We start from the raw sequence: 14,880 nt of genomic DNA on the forward strand, positions 1-14,880 counted from the left end.
GGCGACGCGGCGGCGGGTCACGGCAGCGCCCCGGCCCGCCCGCGGTCCAGCAGCGGAGCCAGCAGGTCACCGAAGTCCTGCACCCGGGGTCCGATGTCCCGCGCCCGGAACTCCAGCCGCCCCGGCGCCCGGCACTGAGCGACCTCCTCCCAGGTCACCGGCGCCGAGACCATCGGCTCGGGCCGCGCCCGCAGGGTGTACGGCGCCGCCGTCGTCTTCCGTGCCGCGTTCTGACTCCAGTCGACGAACACCTTCCCCGGCCGCAGACTCCGCGTCATCCGGTGCAGCACCAGCCGGGGCATGGCCTTCTCCGCCTCGACGGCCAGCCCCTTGGCGTACTCGGAGGTCCGCTCGCTGGAGGCCCCCCGCACCGCGGCCAGCAGATGCAGCCCCTTGGACCCCGATGTCTTCGCGTACGCCTCGATCCCGTCCGCGGCCAGCCGCTCCCGCAGCCACAGCGCCACCCGGCAGCAGTCCACCACGGTCGCCGGCGGCCCCGGGTCGAGGTCGAACACCAGTCGGTCGGCCTCCCCGGGGTTCCCGATCACCCACTGCGGCGTATGGAACTCGGTCACCAGGTTGGCCGCCCACATCAGGCTCGGCAGGTCCTGCACCAGCACCATCCGTGCCGGCCCGTCCGACCGGGGCACCTGCGCGGTTGTCACCCACTCGGGCGTACCCGGCGGCACGTTCTTGACGAAGAACACCTCACCGCCGGGCCCGTCCGGATACCGCAGGAAGGACAGCGGACGGTCGCGCAGATGGGGGAGCAGCGCGCCGGCGACCGTCGCGTAGTAGTGCAGCACCTCCCCCTTGGTGAACCCGGTCGCGGGATACAGCACCTTCTCCAGGTTGCTGACCGCGAGCCGTCTCCCCTCCACCACTGTGATCGGCGCCATACGATAAGAAAACCACGGAAAATGCGGAAACTATTACAAACTGCACTGAACCGATCCGGAAGGTGCTGCACGTGCGATCCATTTGGAACGGCGCCATCTCGTTCGGCCTGGTCAGCATCCCGATCAAGCTGGTGAACGCCACCGAGAGCCACACCATCTCCTTCCGCCAGATCCACACGGAGGACGGCGGCCGCATCCGCTACCGCAAGGTCTGCGAGCTGGAGGACCGCGAGGTCACGCAGTCGGAGATCGGCAAGGGCTATGAGGACGCGGACGGGAGCATCATCCCGATCACCGACGAGGACCTGGCCCATCTGCCGCTGCCGACCGCGAGGACGATCGACATCGTGGCCTTCGTCCCGGCCGACCGGATCGACCCGCTCCAGATGGAGAACGCGTACTACCTGGCCGCGAGCGGCGCCCCGGCCGCCAAGCCGTACACGCTGCTGCGCGAGGCCCTCAAACGCAGCCAGAAGGTGGCGATCGCGAAGTTCGCGCTGCGCGGCCGCGAGCGCCTGGGCATGCTCCGGGTGGTGGACGACGTCATCGCCATGCACGGCCTGCTGTGGCCCGACGAGATCCGCACCCCCCAGGGTGTGGCCCCGGACGTCGACGTCACCGTTCGTGACAAGGAGCTGGACCTCGCCGACGCCCTGATGGACACCCTCGGCGAGGTGGACCTGGAGGACCTGCACGACGAGTACCGCGAGGCGCTGGAGGAGGTCATCGCGGCGAAGGCCTCCGGCGAGGTGCCCCCCGAGGCCCCCGAGCCCGCCCCCGGCGGCAAGGTCCTCGACCTGATGGCGGCCCTGGAGAAGAGCGTCCGGGCGGCGAAGCAGTCCCGGGGCGAGGAAGTGGGCGAGGAAGCGGGGAAGGAAGCGGGGGAGGAAGTGGGCGAGGAAGTGGGCGAGGAGGCCGAGGTCAGACACCTCTCGCAACGCGAGTCCACCCGCGCCGCAGCCAAGAAGACCACCAAGAAGCCGGCACCGGCGGCCAAGAAGACCGCTTCGAAGAAGACGGCGGCAACGGCGAAGAGGACGGCGTCCAAGTCGGCGCAGTCCACCAAGAAGACGGCGTCGTCCGGCAAGAGCACGACGAAGAAGACCCCGGCCAAGAAGACGGCCGGCCGCAAGCGCACGGCATAGGGCCCCGCGGGGCGCGGGGGTCCGCCACGGCGCGGAGGCGTGGTGCGTGCGTGGCGTGGTGCGTGCGTGCATGGCATGGCGTGTGCGGGGTGCGTGGTGCGGCGCATGGCGTGGTGCGGCGCCCACGCATGGAGGGGCCCGGGCACGGCGCAGGGGTCCTGCGCGGCGCGGATGTCGTATGACGGGAGAATCCCGCCGGGTGTGAGGGCGCGTAGGGTGCGAGAACTCCGCCGGGTGTGAGGGCAACCAGGGTGCGGGAGTCCCACCCGGCGTGAGGGCCCGCATGACGCGGGAGTACCGCAGGGTGCGGATCCGCACGGCGGGGGTCCCGCACGGCAGACGGGCCGCGCACGACGCGGGCCCCCGGCTTCCTGTCCTTGCGGATCTCGAAGTCCATCGCACCCCTTGAACTGGGGTGTTGCAACGACCACTACTAGAACTCAAGCGGGGCGGGGGGCCCGCGTGGCTTTTCGCCGTGCGGGACCCCCCGTGTCCGCCTGGTGCCCTCAACCCACGCGCCGCAGGGCCAGTACGGCGTTGTGCCCGCCGAACCCGAAGGAGTTGCTGAGCACGAGGTCCCCGTTCTCGGGCAGCGCCCGCGGCGCGCCCGTCACCACGTCGAGCCCGATCTCCCGGTCGACCTCCGCGCACCCTACGGTCGGCGGCACGAGCCCGTGATGCAGGGTGAGCGCGGCCGCGACCGCCTCGACGCCGCCGGCGGCCCCTTGCAGATGCCCGAGGTGTCCCTTGAGCGCGGTGACCGGCACGCCCGGCTGGCCGAGTACGGCTCGCAGGGCGCCCGCCTCGGCGAGGTCCCCCTCCACGGTGGCCGTGGCATGGGCGTTGACGTGGACGACGTCGACGACGTGTCCGCCCGCGTCCCGCACCGCCCGCCGCAGCGCCAGCGCGACACCGTTTCCCGACGGATCGGGCGCGGCCATGTGATGCGCGTCGGCGGACAGCCCCCAGCCGGCGGCCTCGCAGTAGATCCGGGCGCCACGGGCCCGGGCGTGCTCCTCGGCCTCCAGTACGAGCAGCCCGGCGCCCTCGCCGTTGACGAACCCGGCTCGGTCCTCGGCGAAGGGCCGTGAGGGCGAGGTGCCGTCCTCGAGCCCGAGCCCGGACAGGGCGCGCATTGCGGCGAACGAGGCCATGATCGCCGGCGTGACGACGGCCTCGGCGCCACCGGCCAGGGCGACGTCCACACGGCCGTACCGTATTCGGTCGATGGCCTGGCCGATCGCCTCGGTCCCGGAGGCGCAGGCGCTGGTCACGGTCCGGGCCTCACCGGTGATGTGCAGGTCCAGCGAGATCTGGGACGCGGCCTGTGAAGGCACCGTCATGGGCGTGGTGAGCGGGGACACCCCCCGAGGGCCCTTCTCCCGCAGCTTCCGGTCCCCGCCGACCAGTACCGAGGCGTCCCCGAGGATGGCCCCGAGGCTGACGCCGACCCGCTCGGGGTCGAGCCCGCTCGGCAGGGTCCCGCCCTCGGTGAAGCCGGCGTCGCCCCAGGCCTCCCGGGCCGCGATGACGGCGAGCTGCGCGGCCCGGTTCATCCGCCGGGCGGCGGCGCGCGGCAGGATCGCGGCCGGATCCACCGGCACGACGCCCGCGACCCGCACGGGCAGCTCCTCGAACTCCTCCCCCTCCAACTCCCTTATCCCGTGCCGCCCGTCGAGCAGCCCCCGCCACAGCTCGTCCACCCCGGCGCCGAGCGGAGTGACGGCCCCGAGCCCGGTCACGACGACCCGTCGCGGACGGACCACCGGGGACTCGCGGGTCGGCCGCGCGTGATGCCGCACGACATACCCCTCCTGGTCGGCGTCGGAGGCCCAGCTCCGTACGACGTCGTCGGAGACGGTCCGGGTGCTCCCGGCCTCCAGGTCCCGGTGCCAGACCCCCCATCGCCGCTCGTAGGTCACCTCGACGCCCTCGGGGTCCACGGCCCGCAGCCGGCTCACGCGGTCCCCGTCCCGGAAGGGGACATCGTCCAGCCGGGGCGAGGAGACGGCCGGTACGGCCGCCACGTCCACCCGCCGCCCGGCGACGGACACCTCCTGCGCGCGCATCAGGACCTCATCGTGATCCACGCCACCGAGCGGCGGCCGCAGCGTCACCCGGATCGTCTCCGGCGATTCGGGAAGGGTGTGCATCACGACACACCACTGCGGCCGTTCGGCGTCGTCCTGCGAAAGGGCGACCAGATCGCCGGGTACGACCTCGGCGGCGGTAACTGCATGGGGATCGATGGGGACTTCGGGCAATTCGGATGAATGGGGCATATCCGTATAAATTCCTGGGGCGTGAAGTGTCGTACCGCGAACCATTCCCGAGTGAAAGGGGTGAAGACGTAAAAAGCCATGGAGATAGATATTCGCCCTAAACAGGATGTATGTGCGAATAGCCTCAATAGCCCCGAGTGGTCCTGGAGTTGGGCGAGTGCCCGCGTGGCGGTGTGTGACACGTCACGAGCGCGTGCGGCGGCCGGGAATGTGATCCGCCCGTGTATGCGGCGGTTTGGTGGGGGAGGGGAGAGGTGATGCCGTGTGACCTGCGGCACGTTCAGTCGCGGCAGTGGCTACGAGGCCGGCAGTGGCTATGGACGCGGCAGTGGCGGCAGCGGCTACGCGGGCGACGAGGGTGCGGCCTGCGGCGCCGGGGCGAGGTGGGCCAGGCAGAGGGACGGTTCGACGAAGGGTTCCAGCCGCTCGGCCGTGAGCGGGGCGCGCACTTCCGCCAGTACGCCGCGCATCAGACCCAGGTGCAGTGAGCACACCACCTCACGGTGCTGCTCGGCGATCTCCCGGAACGGGCAGTGCCGGACGCGGATCGGCGACAGCCGCGCGTCAGCCGCGCCGCCGCCCACCGGCGCCTGCGGGGCGAATCCGACGCTCTCCAGCACCTTCACCACCCGGCGGACGCCCTCGGCCGCGTCGATGTGCTCCAGCGGGGCCGGACGGTCGGCCAGATAGCGGCCCCAGGTCTCGCCGGTCTCGATCGCGGCCTGTTCGGGCTGCGGCAGCCGGCCGATGACGAGGCCGGTCAGCATCTCGGCCAGGATGCGGTAGCTGCGCAGCCCGCCGGCGGCGTCCGTGCCGACGGCGCGGTAGACCATCCGGGGCCGGCCGGGCTGGTCGCGCTCCTCGGCGTCACGGGTGGCCAGTTGGGCGTCGACCAGCCCGTCGAGGTGGAAGCGGGCGGTGTTGGGGTGCAGGTCGGCGCGCGTGGCGACGTCCTGCACCCCTACGGGCTCCTTCGCGGCGCGCAGGATCTCCAGAACCCGGGCGCGGCTCTCCCCCAGGGGCTGGGAAGGGCTCGGGTCGGTCAACGCCTGCTCGCTCATGGATGCCAGTTTATTTGAACGCCCTCATGAAATCGCCTGTCACGGGACCTGCCGGTGGCCGCCCGCACCGTCCGCACCGTCCGCACCTTGCGGACCACGCGGCGCGCTGTCCTGCGCACAGCCCGGTGCGGCGTCCGACGTGCCGTCCGACGTGCCGTCCGACGTGCCGTCCGACGTGCAGGCCGACCCGTCGGCCGAGCGGCGCAGGCGTCGTAGCAGCCGGTGGGCGACCAGGGCCTGCGGGCCGCCGGCCGCGACGAGGACGACGGCCTCCAGCGGCCGGTGGTGGCGGACCAGCGCCGCCGACACCAGCAGAACGGCGATCACCGCGACGAACAGGGACAGCACCCGGTGGAAACGGCCCACCTCCGAGTGCGGCCAGTCGCCGGGCTCGGCCGGCCGGGGCGGGTCCGGCACGGCCCGCCGGTACCCGGCGAACACCTGCGAGGCCCATGCGCTGGTCGGCTGGCGGCCGTAGAACTCCAGCACACCGACCACGCCGAGCAGTACGACGGCGTACCCGGCCACGAAGACCACCTCGCCGCTCACGGCTCCTCCCGGTTCGCGGCCGCCTCGTCGCCTGCCGTGGCTCGGTGCTCCACGGCGCCGGCGGTGACGAGCTCGGTGAAGAGCAGATCCTGCCCGGGGGCCTCCGGGTCCCGGGACGCGCCGGACCGGTGGCGGACGCCCTGCCAGGTCATCCACAGCAGGGGGAGCACCCCGCCGACGAGGAACACCACGTCACCGGGCAGCCGGAGCCACTCCAGGACGGTGTTCGCATGGCCCTGCAGATAGCCGAGGCTGCGGGCATCGGCGTACCCGGCGTCGAGGACCTTGTAGAGCTGCAGTGCCCCGCCGGGCAGCAGGGTGGCGAAACTCATCCACGCCAGGCCCAGGTTGAGGGACCAGAACGACAGCCGGGGCCACCGGTCGGACCAGCGGTCCTCGGGGATGAGGTAGCGCAACGCGAACATCGCGAAGCCGACGGCGAGCATGCCGTAGACGCCCATCATGGCCGCGTGCGCGTGGTTTGCGGTGAGACCGGTGCCGATCTCGTAGTAGGAGACGATCGGCAGGTTGATCAGGAAGCCGAACACTCCCGCGCCCAGGAAGTTCCAGAAGCCCACCGCGGCCAGGAACATCACGGCCCAGCGGTGCGGGAACGGGGTCTGCGAGGGGCTGTGCCGGCGGGCGCCGAGCTGCAGGAAGCTCCATGCCTCCACGGTCAGGAACAGCAGCGGCACCACCTCCAGCGCGGAGAACATCGCGCCCAGGGCGAGGTGTTCGGCCGGCTCGCCGGAGAAGTACAGGTGGTGCATGGTGCCGATCACGCCGCCGGCGCTGTACAGCACGATGTCCAGGTAGATCACGGCCAGGGCCACCCGCTCTCGGACCACGCCGAGCAGGACGAACAGGTAGGCGACGGTGACGGTGGTGAACAGCTCCAGGAAGTCCTCGACCCACAGGTGGACGACGATGAACCGCCAGAAGTCGGCCGAGGTGAAGGAGGAGTCGGGCGTGGCCAGCAGGCCGACCGCGTAGAAGGCGGGCAGGGCCAGGGCGGCGAGAAAGAACAGCCAGGGCATGTTGGCCACGCTCTCGGCGGCCAGCCGCCGGCGCAGCCCGCGGAACAGGATCAGCGTCCACACGGCCAGCCCGGCCACCAGCAGCACCTGCCACAGCCGCCCGAGGTCGAGGTACTCCCAGCCCTGGTCGCCCAGCCAGCTCCACAGGTTGCCGAACCAGCCTCGTATACCGGCCATTTCACCGAGGAGCGAGCCGAGGACGACCACGGCGAGCGCGCCGAGCAGCAGCCGGGACAGCAGCGCCTGCCGGGCCGGCTCCCAGCCGCGGGAGATCAGCGGCGCCAGGAAGATGCCGATGGCCAGGAACGAGGTGACCACCCAGAAGATCGCCAGCTGGGTGTGCCAGGTGCGGGTGAGGTTGTACGGCAGCCAGTGGTCCAGCGGGATGCCGAAGAAGCTGCCCAGGTCCGCCCGGTAGTGCTGGGTGGCCGCGCCGAGGAGTGCCTGGAGGAGGAAGAGCGCGGCCATGACGAGGAAGAACCAGGCGGTGGTGCGCTGACCCGGTGTCAGCCGCACGTCGCGGGGCGCGTGGAAGCGCAGCACCCGCTGGTCGCTGCCGTGCCAGCCGAGGAAGTTCCAGCGGCCGAACGCCGCGAACAGGCCGCCCGCACCGACCAGGAGGAAGATGAGGGACAGGACGCTCCACATCATCGTGTGGCCGGTCGGGCCGTTGTCCACGAGCGACTCGGACGGCCAGTTGTTGGTGTACGAGTAGTTCTTGCCCGGCCGGTCGGCCGCGGCGGCCCATGCGGACCAGCCGAAGTACGCCGTCAGGTCGTGGACGGCCGCGGGGTCGGTCACCGCGTGCGGGCGCAGCCCCTGCTTGGCCTCAGGGCGCCCGAGCAGGTCCGCGTAGTGCGCGGTCAGCTGCCGAAACGCCTCGCCCTGGGCCGTGGACCACACCAGCGTGCCGGTGCGGGAGTCGTAGCGGTTGGTGCGGAAGTCGGCGACGGTGCGGGCATGGGCGTCACCCGAGCCGCCGCCCGTGCCCGCGTACCGCCTCTGCACGGAGGCGGCGCTGCGGTGCAGGTAGTCGGCGGTGAAGTCGGGGCCCAGATAGGCACCGTGGCCGAAGATCGAGCCGTACTGCATCAGGCCGTTGCGGAGGAAGGCCCGCTGGCCCTCCCGGACGTCGTCACCGGTGAACAGCTGCTCGCCGGCGGGGGTGACCACACGATCCGGGACCGGCGGCTCCGCCTGGTAGGTGCGCATGGCCAGCAGTCCCATGACCAGGAATCCGACGGCCGTCACCAGGATTGCCGCCTGCACCCAGCCGCGGGCGATCATGCGCGGGCGTCTGCCCATGTGTCCTCCTCGGGACGGTTGGTGCGGGGGAGATCGTGTACGCGCCTCGGCGCGATAGTCACGACCAGCAGAGTAAAAACAATTTAGCATCGTGTAAAAGCATCCCGGTTCGGTGGTCGTGTCGTCAGGTGTCCAACCGGGCAGGAGAGTTGCCCCTCTTGCCCGGTTGCCCTGTTCGTTCTGTTCGTTCCGTTTGGTCGAGTCGTTTGAGTCGTTCGAGTCGTTCGGGTTGTTCGGGTTGTTCGGGTCGCTCCTCAGTCGTCCGCCGAGAAGAGGTCCGTACTCAGGTACCGCTCTCCGGTGTCGGGCAGTACGACGACGATGAGCGCGCCACGGTGCTCCGGACGGCGCGCGATCGTCGCGGCGGCGTGCAGGGCCGCTCCGCCGGAGACGCCGACGAGGACGCCCTCCGTACGCGCCAGGAGGCGGGCGGCGGCCTGCGCCTCGGCCAGTGAGACGCGGGAGACGGTGTCGTAGACCTCGGTGTCGAGCACCTCGGGGACGAACCCGGCGCCGAGTCCCTGGATACGGTGCGGGCCGGCGGAGCCGCCCGACAGGACCGCCGACTCCGCGGGCTCCACGGCCACCACGGTGACCTCCGGCTTCTTCTCCTTCAGCACCTGGCCGACACCGGTGACCGTGCCGCCCGTGCCCACCCCCGCCACCAGGACGTCGATCTGGCCGGCGGTGTCCTGCCAGATCTCCTGCGCGGTGGTACGGCGGTGGGCGTCGGGGTTGGCCGGATTCCGGAACTGCTGCGGCATGAACCAGCCGTGCTCCCCGGCCAGTTCCGAGGCGCGGGCTACCGCGCCCCGCATGCCTTCGGCGGCCGGCGTCAGGACCAGCTCCGCCCCGTACGCGCGCAGCAGGGCACGCCGCTCCACACTCATGCTCTCCGGCATGGTGAAGGTCACCCGATAGCCCTTGGCCGCGGCCACCAGCGCCAGCCCGATGCCGGTGTTGCCGCTGGTCGGCTCGACGATCCGCACGCCGGGCCGGAGCGCTCCGGTGGCCTCGGCGTCTTCGATCATCGCCAGGGCGATACGGTCCTTCACGCTTCCGCCGGGGTTGGCCGACTCCAGCTTGGCGACCAGCCGGGCCGGCAGCTCCTCACCGTAGCGGTGCAGCGCCACCAGCGGGGTACGGCCGATCAGCGCGGTGATCGAGGGATGAATCGGTGCCATGGCTGTCCTTCGGGGTCGTACAGGAGGGTGGGCGAGGGGAAGAGGACGGGGACGGTGCGGCAGGGGAGCGCCGGGCGGTGGAGGACTGGGCGGTGGAGGACTCGACGGTGGAGGGCTGGACGGTGGAGGCCGCGGCGCGCACGGTGGAGTGGGCGGGGACGTCGCGCAGAACGAGGGCGTTCGCGCCGACCAGCGTGTCGTGGCCGACGTGCACCGGGCCGAGCACGGTCGCTCCGACCCCGAGGACGACCCGGTCGCCGACAGTGGGGTGCCGCCGGGCCGACGGGGTCCCGGCCCACCAGCCCGTACCGCCCAGCGTGACGCGGTGATACAGCATCACGTCGTCGCCCAGCACCGCGGTCTCGCCGATCACCACGCCCATGCCGTGGTCGATGAAGCAGCGACGCCCGATGACCGCGCCTGGATGGATCTCGATCCCGGTCAGGGCCCGGGAGACCTGCGACAGCAACCGGGGCAGGAACGGTACGCCGAGCCGGTGCAGCCGGTGGGCGACCCGGTGCGCCCAGATCGCCCACAGCCCCGGATACAGCAGGACCTCGACGACGTGCGCACCGTGCAGTGCCGGGTCCTTGCGGCAAGCCGTCCGGAGATCTTCGAAGATCATGAAGCGTCTTTCTGTGACCAGGACATGGCTCGTACGCGGCTCGTACGAGGTCTCAGCCGGAGCGGACGGCGCTGTCCGTGTGGTCCGGTGTCCTGCTGCTTTCCATGGGGCCGGACGGTAGACGGGTGGGCGGTCCGGCACCTGGGCCGAAGCGCCCCCTTCCGGCCGGCCGATCGGCCCGGTCGGCCCCCGTCACCAGGGACCGGTGGCCGGTCCTCCAGGGACCGCGTGGCCCAGGCACCGGCACCAGCGGCGGATGATGCTGGCGTCTGACCGGCCCGGGGGCGCCGCGAACCGCTGGTTCGACTGCCCGGCCATGTCTTCTCGTGTCCGGGGCTGCGGCAGACGCCGTTTCCTCCGGCCCGGTCGCCGCCCGGCCGCCCTACCTGCCACGGCCGGGCGGCGATCCGCCACGTCCCGGTGCCGGATCCGGTGCGGTGCGGGCCGCCCCGGTGCCACGGCCGAACCGGCGACGTGGCGGATCAGCCCACTGCCCACACGGGCCGGCCGAGCCGGCCGTGAACCGTTGGAGACACCGCCATGAGCGATGTGACGCTCGTTTCGACCCCCGAGGACGCAGCGGCCCTTGCCGCCGCCGAGGAGCACCACGCCCACCTGGCCGGGGAACTGTCCGGCCGCGTGGCGATGCTGCTGACGGCCGCGGACCGCGACGCCGGCGCGGCCGACCGCATCCGCGGCGGCCTCGTCGCCTTCTGCGACCGCGAACTCCTGCCGCACGCCGCCGCCGAGGAGGCGACGCTGTACGCCGCCGCGCGCCGGACCGCGGACGGCCATCTGCTGGTCGAGAGCCTGATCGCCGAGCACGGCCGCCTGGCCACGCTTGTCGACGCGCTGCGCGGCGCCTCGTCCCCGGTGAGCGCCGCGGCCGACGCACGGGCGCTGCAGGTGCTCTTCGAGGAGCACGTGGCCAAGGAGAACGGCCTGGTCCTGCCGCTGCTCGCCGCCGCGCCCGGTGTCTCGCTGGCCGCACTGCTGGCGGACATGCACCACGAGTTCGAGGCGCAGCCGCCGGCCGACGACACCGGGGCAGAAGGAGAACGGGGAAGGCAGGGGGAGCCGGCGGCCGGTGATGGCTGCGGCGGAGGATGCGCCTGCGGTGGCGTGGACGAGGACGTACCCGAACTGGACGTACGGGAGGTTCCCCACGCCCTGCGCCACGCCACGGTCTTCGGCGCGCTCGACGCGGTTCCGGCCGGCCGGGCCATGGTGCTGGTCGCCCCGCACGATCCGCTGCCGCTGCTGGCGCAGATCGAACAGCGCAGCCCCGGACACTTCGCGGTGGAGTACCTGGAGCGAGGCCCCGAGGCCTGGCGGCTCCTGCTCAGCCACCGCTGACCCACGCCGACCGAGAAAGGCACGTACCTCATGGACCGAGCGCACCGCCGCATCGCGGCCCTGTCCGGCACGGCCGGGGCCGCCCTGCTGGCCGCCGGACCCGTCATGCTGCTGCGCGGCCGCATGGGCCGCAGGCAGATCCGTACCGAACTGGCCGCCCAGAAGATCAGTTTCCCCGACCACGGGCTGCCCGCCCAGCTCGCCCCGTACGCCGGCCGGCGGGTGGAGACCGGCCCGCAGGCCCATGCCTACGCCGAGCTGATCAAGGACCACCTCGCCCACGCCACCGGCGGCCGCACCTACTCCGAGATCACCGACGAGCTGCACGCCACCGGAGGCGACGACGAGAAACTGGCCAGGCTGCGCCAGACCGCGTTCATGGGCGAGACCCTGCGCGGCTCGCTGCTGTCCGCGTACCAGGCATGGCACCTCACCACCCTGGTCACAGGGCTGGGCGGCCTGCTGACCGGACTCGGGGCGGCCCTGGTCGCCACGGCGGACGCGCTGGCGAAGGACACCTGCCGCCGCTGAACCGCTCCTGAACCCCACCCCCCGCCGAACCGCCGAACCGGGTCGGCAGCGCGAAAAAACCATGCGAGTCGCGAACCCCCGGTGGGCTATGTTGCTGCTGTTCGAAGGGGGAATCGTGACGAAGCTCAACCAGATCATCGCCGTCGAAAAGGGCGTCAAGAGCAAGTCGCTTCAGGACATCACCGCCGCGCACCACAAGGTGCAGAAGCCCGCGCTGCTGGCCGGCATCTCGCGTACGTACCAGCCGAAGGACGAGGAGGGCGAGCAGCTGCCGCCCGAGTCGACGCGGGTGCAGGTCAAGGCCGAGGAGATCCTGCGGGAGATGTCCGCGTCGCTGACGCGGCTGTTCGACGTGACGGCGACCAAGGACTGGGCCAACTGCGCCGCGCGCGCGGACATCACCGTCGAGGGCCGGACGATCCTCGCCGAGGTCCCCGTCAGTCACCTGCTCTTCCTGGAGAAGCAGCTCACCGACCTGCACACCTTCGTCAAGAAGCTCCCCGTGCTCGACGCCGCCGAGTCCTGGTCCCTCGACCCCTCCACGGACTGGTGGAAGACGGACCCCGTCCGCACGATCCGCACGAAGAAGGTCCCGCGCAACCACGTCAAGGCGGAGGCGACCGACAAGCACCCGGCCCAGGTCGAGGTGTACTACGAGGACGTGCCCATCGGTTACTGGACGACGGTGAAGTTCTCCGGAGCGCTCCCCGCGCGGCGGGTGAACGAGCTGCTGGAGCGGGTCGAGAAGCTCCAGCAGGCCGTGAAGTTCGCGCGCGAGGAGGCCAACGGCGCCGAGGTCACCGACCAGCGGATCGGTGACGCGGTCTTCGGCTACCTGTTCGGCTGAGGCGGGCCACGGGCAGCGACCACGATCGCCCCCGCGTGCGAGCGCGGGGGTGCGCACCAGGCACGGGCCGGACTGAGGACCGGTCCGCGCCATGAGCGCAAGCTGAAACTGACGTTCAGCCTGAATTACGCGGTCTCACAGGCAGACCGCGGTCAATCTCAGACTCTCGCTCCAGCTTCAGCATCCGCCACCGAACGCCGGATCGACCGAGCACGGACGACCGCCGCCGGATGCGAGTTCGACTCTCGCCTGCACCTCTCGCGCGGTGCGGTAGTTCAAAGGAAGAACACGACGGCCTGATGACTGATCCGTCCTCTTAAACGCCATCGGCGTGCGCAATTGGGTGGCATCCCCAGGGGCCCGGGAGCTGGATACGACTCCCGGGCCCCGCCACGTCTGTGCATGTCTGTGCGTCTGTCTGCCCCTCGGCCTCTCAGGCCAGGGCCGCCTTGAGTACGGTGAGCGCGGTCTTCGGGTCGGCCGGCGCGTGGTAGATGCCGGGGATCTCCTTGTCGAGGCCGAGGAGGCCGTACACGGCGTGCATGGCGCCGCGCACCGAGTACTCGACGGTGAAGACCACGTCCTCCGGGATCTCCGTGAACTGGCCGAGCAGGGCGAAGTTGGCCGCGCCACGCGGGATCACCTGGGGCCGGTCGTGCACGGTGCGCGGAGCGAACTGGCTCGTGATGTACGGCATCATCACCGGGATCACGGTCGTGGTGGCCGCGACCTCTTCCTCGATGCCGGACAGGCCGAGGTGGCCGAGCAGTTCGGTGAGGATCTCGCGCCCGGTGGCCCGGGCCATCGGCTTGCCGATGAAGTCGCCCTCCTTGTCGACGAACAGGCCGTACCCCCACAGGGTGTAGACGTCCTCGGGCTGCCCGTCGAAGTGCGGGGCGTGCGGCACCACGATGGACATCAGCCAGTTGGAGTCCTTGAAGGTCATCAGCCCCCCGGTGCCGGGCAGGTTGCCGGACAACTCCTCGATGCGGTGCACCAGCAGGGGGCTGCGCATGGTGAGGGTGAAGGACTCCCACTTGGCCTCGTCCACATTGCCGTTGAACGCGGTCGGACGCCCGAAGTCGTCGGCCTTGGCGGCGACGGCCTCCCACAGCCGCCACCCGCCGTCGCGCTTGTCGCGGATCAGCTCGGGCGCGCGGTCGTCGCTTCCGTAGGCGGCGTCGGCGGTCATCGAGCCGAGGGTGAGGAACGCGTAGTCGTCGGCGCCGAGTTCGTACGCGTCGGGCCGCCCGGCCCGGTCGAGGTGCAGGCGCCGCACCCGGCGGGTGCCGTCGTCCTCGGTGTCGAAGTCCACGTCGGTGACGCGCACGCCGTGCTCGAACCGCACGCCGTGGCCCTCCAGCCAGGCCCGCAGCGGGCGGATGATGGAGTCGTACTGGTTGAGCCGGGTGCGGCGCACGCCCGACAGGGTGTGCATACGCGGGAACTCCTGCATGAAGCGCAGGAAGTAGCGCTTGAGCTCGATGGCGCTGTGCCAGTTCTGGAAGGCGAAGGTGGTGCGCCACATCGCCCAGAAGTTCGTTTCGAAGAAGTGCGGCGAGAAGAAGTCCTCGATCCGGCGCGCCCCGATCACCGCTTCCGGCAGCACCAGCAGCCGGGTCAGCTCCAGCCGGTCCCGGGTGTCGAGGCCGTAGTCGGAGGCGTCCAGGACCGTGGCACCCTTGCCGATCAGACGGGCCTTGGAGTCGGAGGGCCACTTGGCGCTGAACGCGGCGGTCTCCTCGCGCACCGACACCGTCTCGTCGGTCAGCGTCGGGATCGTCTCCAGGAGATTCCACAGGCAGACGTACGCCTCGTCCTCCAGCATCCGCCCGCCCCGGGAGACGTACCCGGCGGCCTCGCCCCTGCCGTCCATGGAGCCACCGGCGACCGGAAGCTCCTCCAGGACGTGGATGTCCTCGCCGGGGAAGCCGCCGTCACGGATCAGGAAGGCGGCCGCCGCGAGCGAGGCGATGCCACCACCGACCAGATACGCGCGGGAGTGCTGCGGAGCCTGCGTCATCACGTTCCTCCGATCCGCCGCCCGGACACCGGGCGG

At 71.4% G+C, this 14,880-nt stretch carries 12 protein-coding genes; 4 read left to right on the top strand and 8 right to left on the bottom strand.

Annotated elements, in window-relative coordinates; all coding sequences use genetic code 11:
• Positions 1-17: 17 nt before the first annotated feature.
• Positions 18-899: a non-homologous end-joining DNA ligase gene (gene ligD, locus ACH4UM_RS04120; RefSeq protein WP_398173254.1), complete on the bottom strand. Its 882-nt coding sequence runs from the start codon at positions 897-899 to the stop codon at positions 18-20.
• A 71-nt stretch (positions 900-970) separates the two neighbouring features.
• On the opposite strand from ligD, the gene ACH4UM_RS04125 reads away from it, so the two are divergent.
• Complete coding sequence (locus tag ACH4UM_RS04125) at positions 971-2,044, top strand: Ku protein (protein ID WP_398173256.1); 1,074 nt, start codon at positions 971-973, stop codon at positions 2,042-2,044.
• A gap of 506 nt (positions 2,045-2,550) precedes the next feature.
• On the opposite strand, the gene ACH4UM_RS04130 is transcribed toward ACH4UM_RS04125, so the two are convergent.
• From ACH4UM_RS04130 to epsC, 6 genes are all read right to left on the bottom strand, one after another.
• Positions 2,551-4,326, bottom strand: a complete 1,776-nt coding sequence (locus tag ACH4UM_RS04130) for a beta-ketoacyl-[acyl-carrier-protein] synthase family protein (protein WP_398173258.1) — start codon at positions 4,324-4,326, stop codon at positions 2,551-2,553.
• A 341-nt stretch (positions 4,327-4,667) separates the two neighbouring features.
• Positions 4,668-5,387 (bottom strand): helix-turn-helix transcriptional regulator, encoded by a 720-nt coding sequence (locus ACH4UM_RS04135; protein WP_398173260.1) that lies wholly within the window; start codon positions 5,385-5,387, stop codon positions 4,668-4,670.
• A 39-nt stretch (positions 5,388-5,426) separates the two neighbouring features.
• Entirely contained in the window at positions 5,427-5,936 is a 510-nt protein-coding gene (locus tag ACH4UM_RS04140) for a hypothetical protein (RefSeq protein WP_398173262.1), read from the bottom strand.
• Positions 5,933-8,278, bottom strand: coding sequence for a nitric-oxide reductase large subunit (locus ACH4UM_RS04145; RefSeq protein WP_398173264.1), 2,346 nt, complete (start codon positions 8,276-8,278; stop codon positions 5,933-5,935). Before ACH4UM_RS04145 ends, ACH4UM_RS04140 begins: the two co-directional genes overlap by 4 nt.
• A gap of 254 nt (positions 8,279-8,532) precedes the next feature.
• Positions 8,533-9,462: a cysteine synthase A gene (gene cysK, locus ACH4UM_RS04150; RefSeq protein WP_398173266.1), complete on the bottom strand. Its 930-nt coding sequence runs from the start codon at positions 9,460-9,462 to the stop codon at positions 8,533-8,535.
• A complete protein-coding gene (gene epsC, locus ACH4UM_RS04155) occupies positions 9,389-10,087 on the bottom strand; it encodes a serine O-acetyltransferase EpsC (protein WP_398173268.1) in 699 nt (232 codons plus the stop codon). Before epsC ends, cysK begins: the two co-directional genes overlap by 74 nt.
• 540 nt (positions 10,088-10,627) lie before the next feature.
• On the opposite strand from epsC, the gene ACH4UM_RS04160 reads away from it, so the two are divergent.
• The 3 genes from ACH4UM_RS04160 to ACH4UM_RS04170 all read left to right on the top strand — a co-directional run bounded on the left by ACH4UM_RS04160 (position 10,628) and on the right by ACH4UM_RS04170 (position 12,821).
• The gene (locus ACH4UM_RS04160) at positions 10,628-11,443 is read left to right on the top strand and encodes a DUF2249 domain-containing protein (protein ID WP_398173270.1); all 816 of its coding nucleotides are present in this window, start codon (positions 10,628-10,630) and stop codon (positions 11,441-11,443) included.
• Positions 11,444-11,473: 30 nt separating this feature from the next.
• Positions 11,474-11,974 (top strand): hypothetical protein, encoded by a 501-nt coding sequence (locus tag ACH4UM_RS04165; protein ID WP_398173272.1) that lies wholly within the window; start codon positions 11,474-11,476, stop codon positions 11,972-11,974.
• 115 nt (positions 11,975-12,089) lie between these two features.
• Positions 12,090-12,821: a hypothetical protein gene (locus tag ACH4UM_RS04170; RefSeq protein ID WP_398173274.1), complete on the top strand. Its 732-nt coding sequence runs from the start codon at positions 12,090-12,092 to the stop codon at positions 12,819-12,821.
• 433 nt (positions 12,822-13,254) lie between these two features.
• Here ACH4UM_RS04170 and ACH4UM_RS04175 read toward each other — a convergent pair whose 3' ends face one another.
• Complete coding sequence (locus tag ACH4UM_RS04175) at positions 13,255-14,844, bottom strand: oleate hydratase (protein ID WP_398173276.1); 1,590 nt, start codon at positions 14,842-14,844, stop codon at positions 13,255-13,257.
• Between the last annotated feature and the right edge of the window lie 36 nt (positions 14,845-14,880).

This window comes from Streptomyces sp. NPDC020801, assembly GCF_044334385.1.
Classification (GTDB): Bacteria; Actinomycetota; Actinomycetes; order Streptomycetales; family Streptomycetaceae; genus Streptomyces.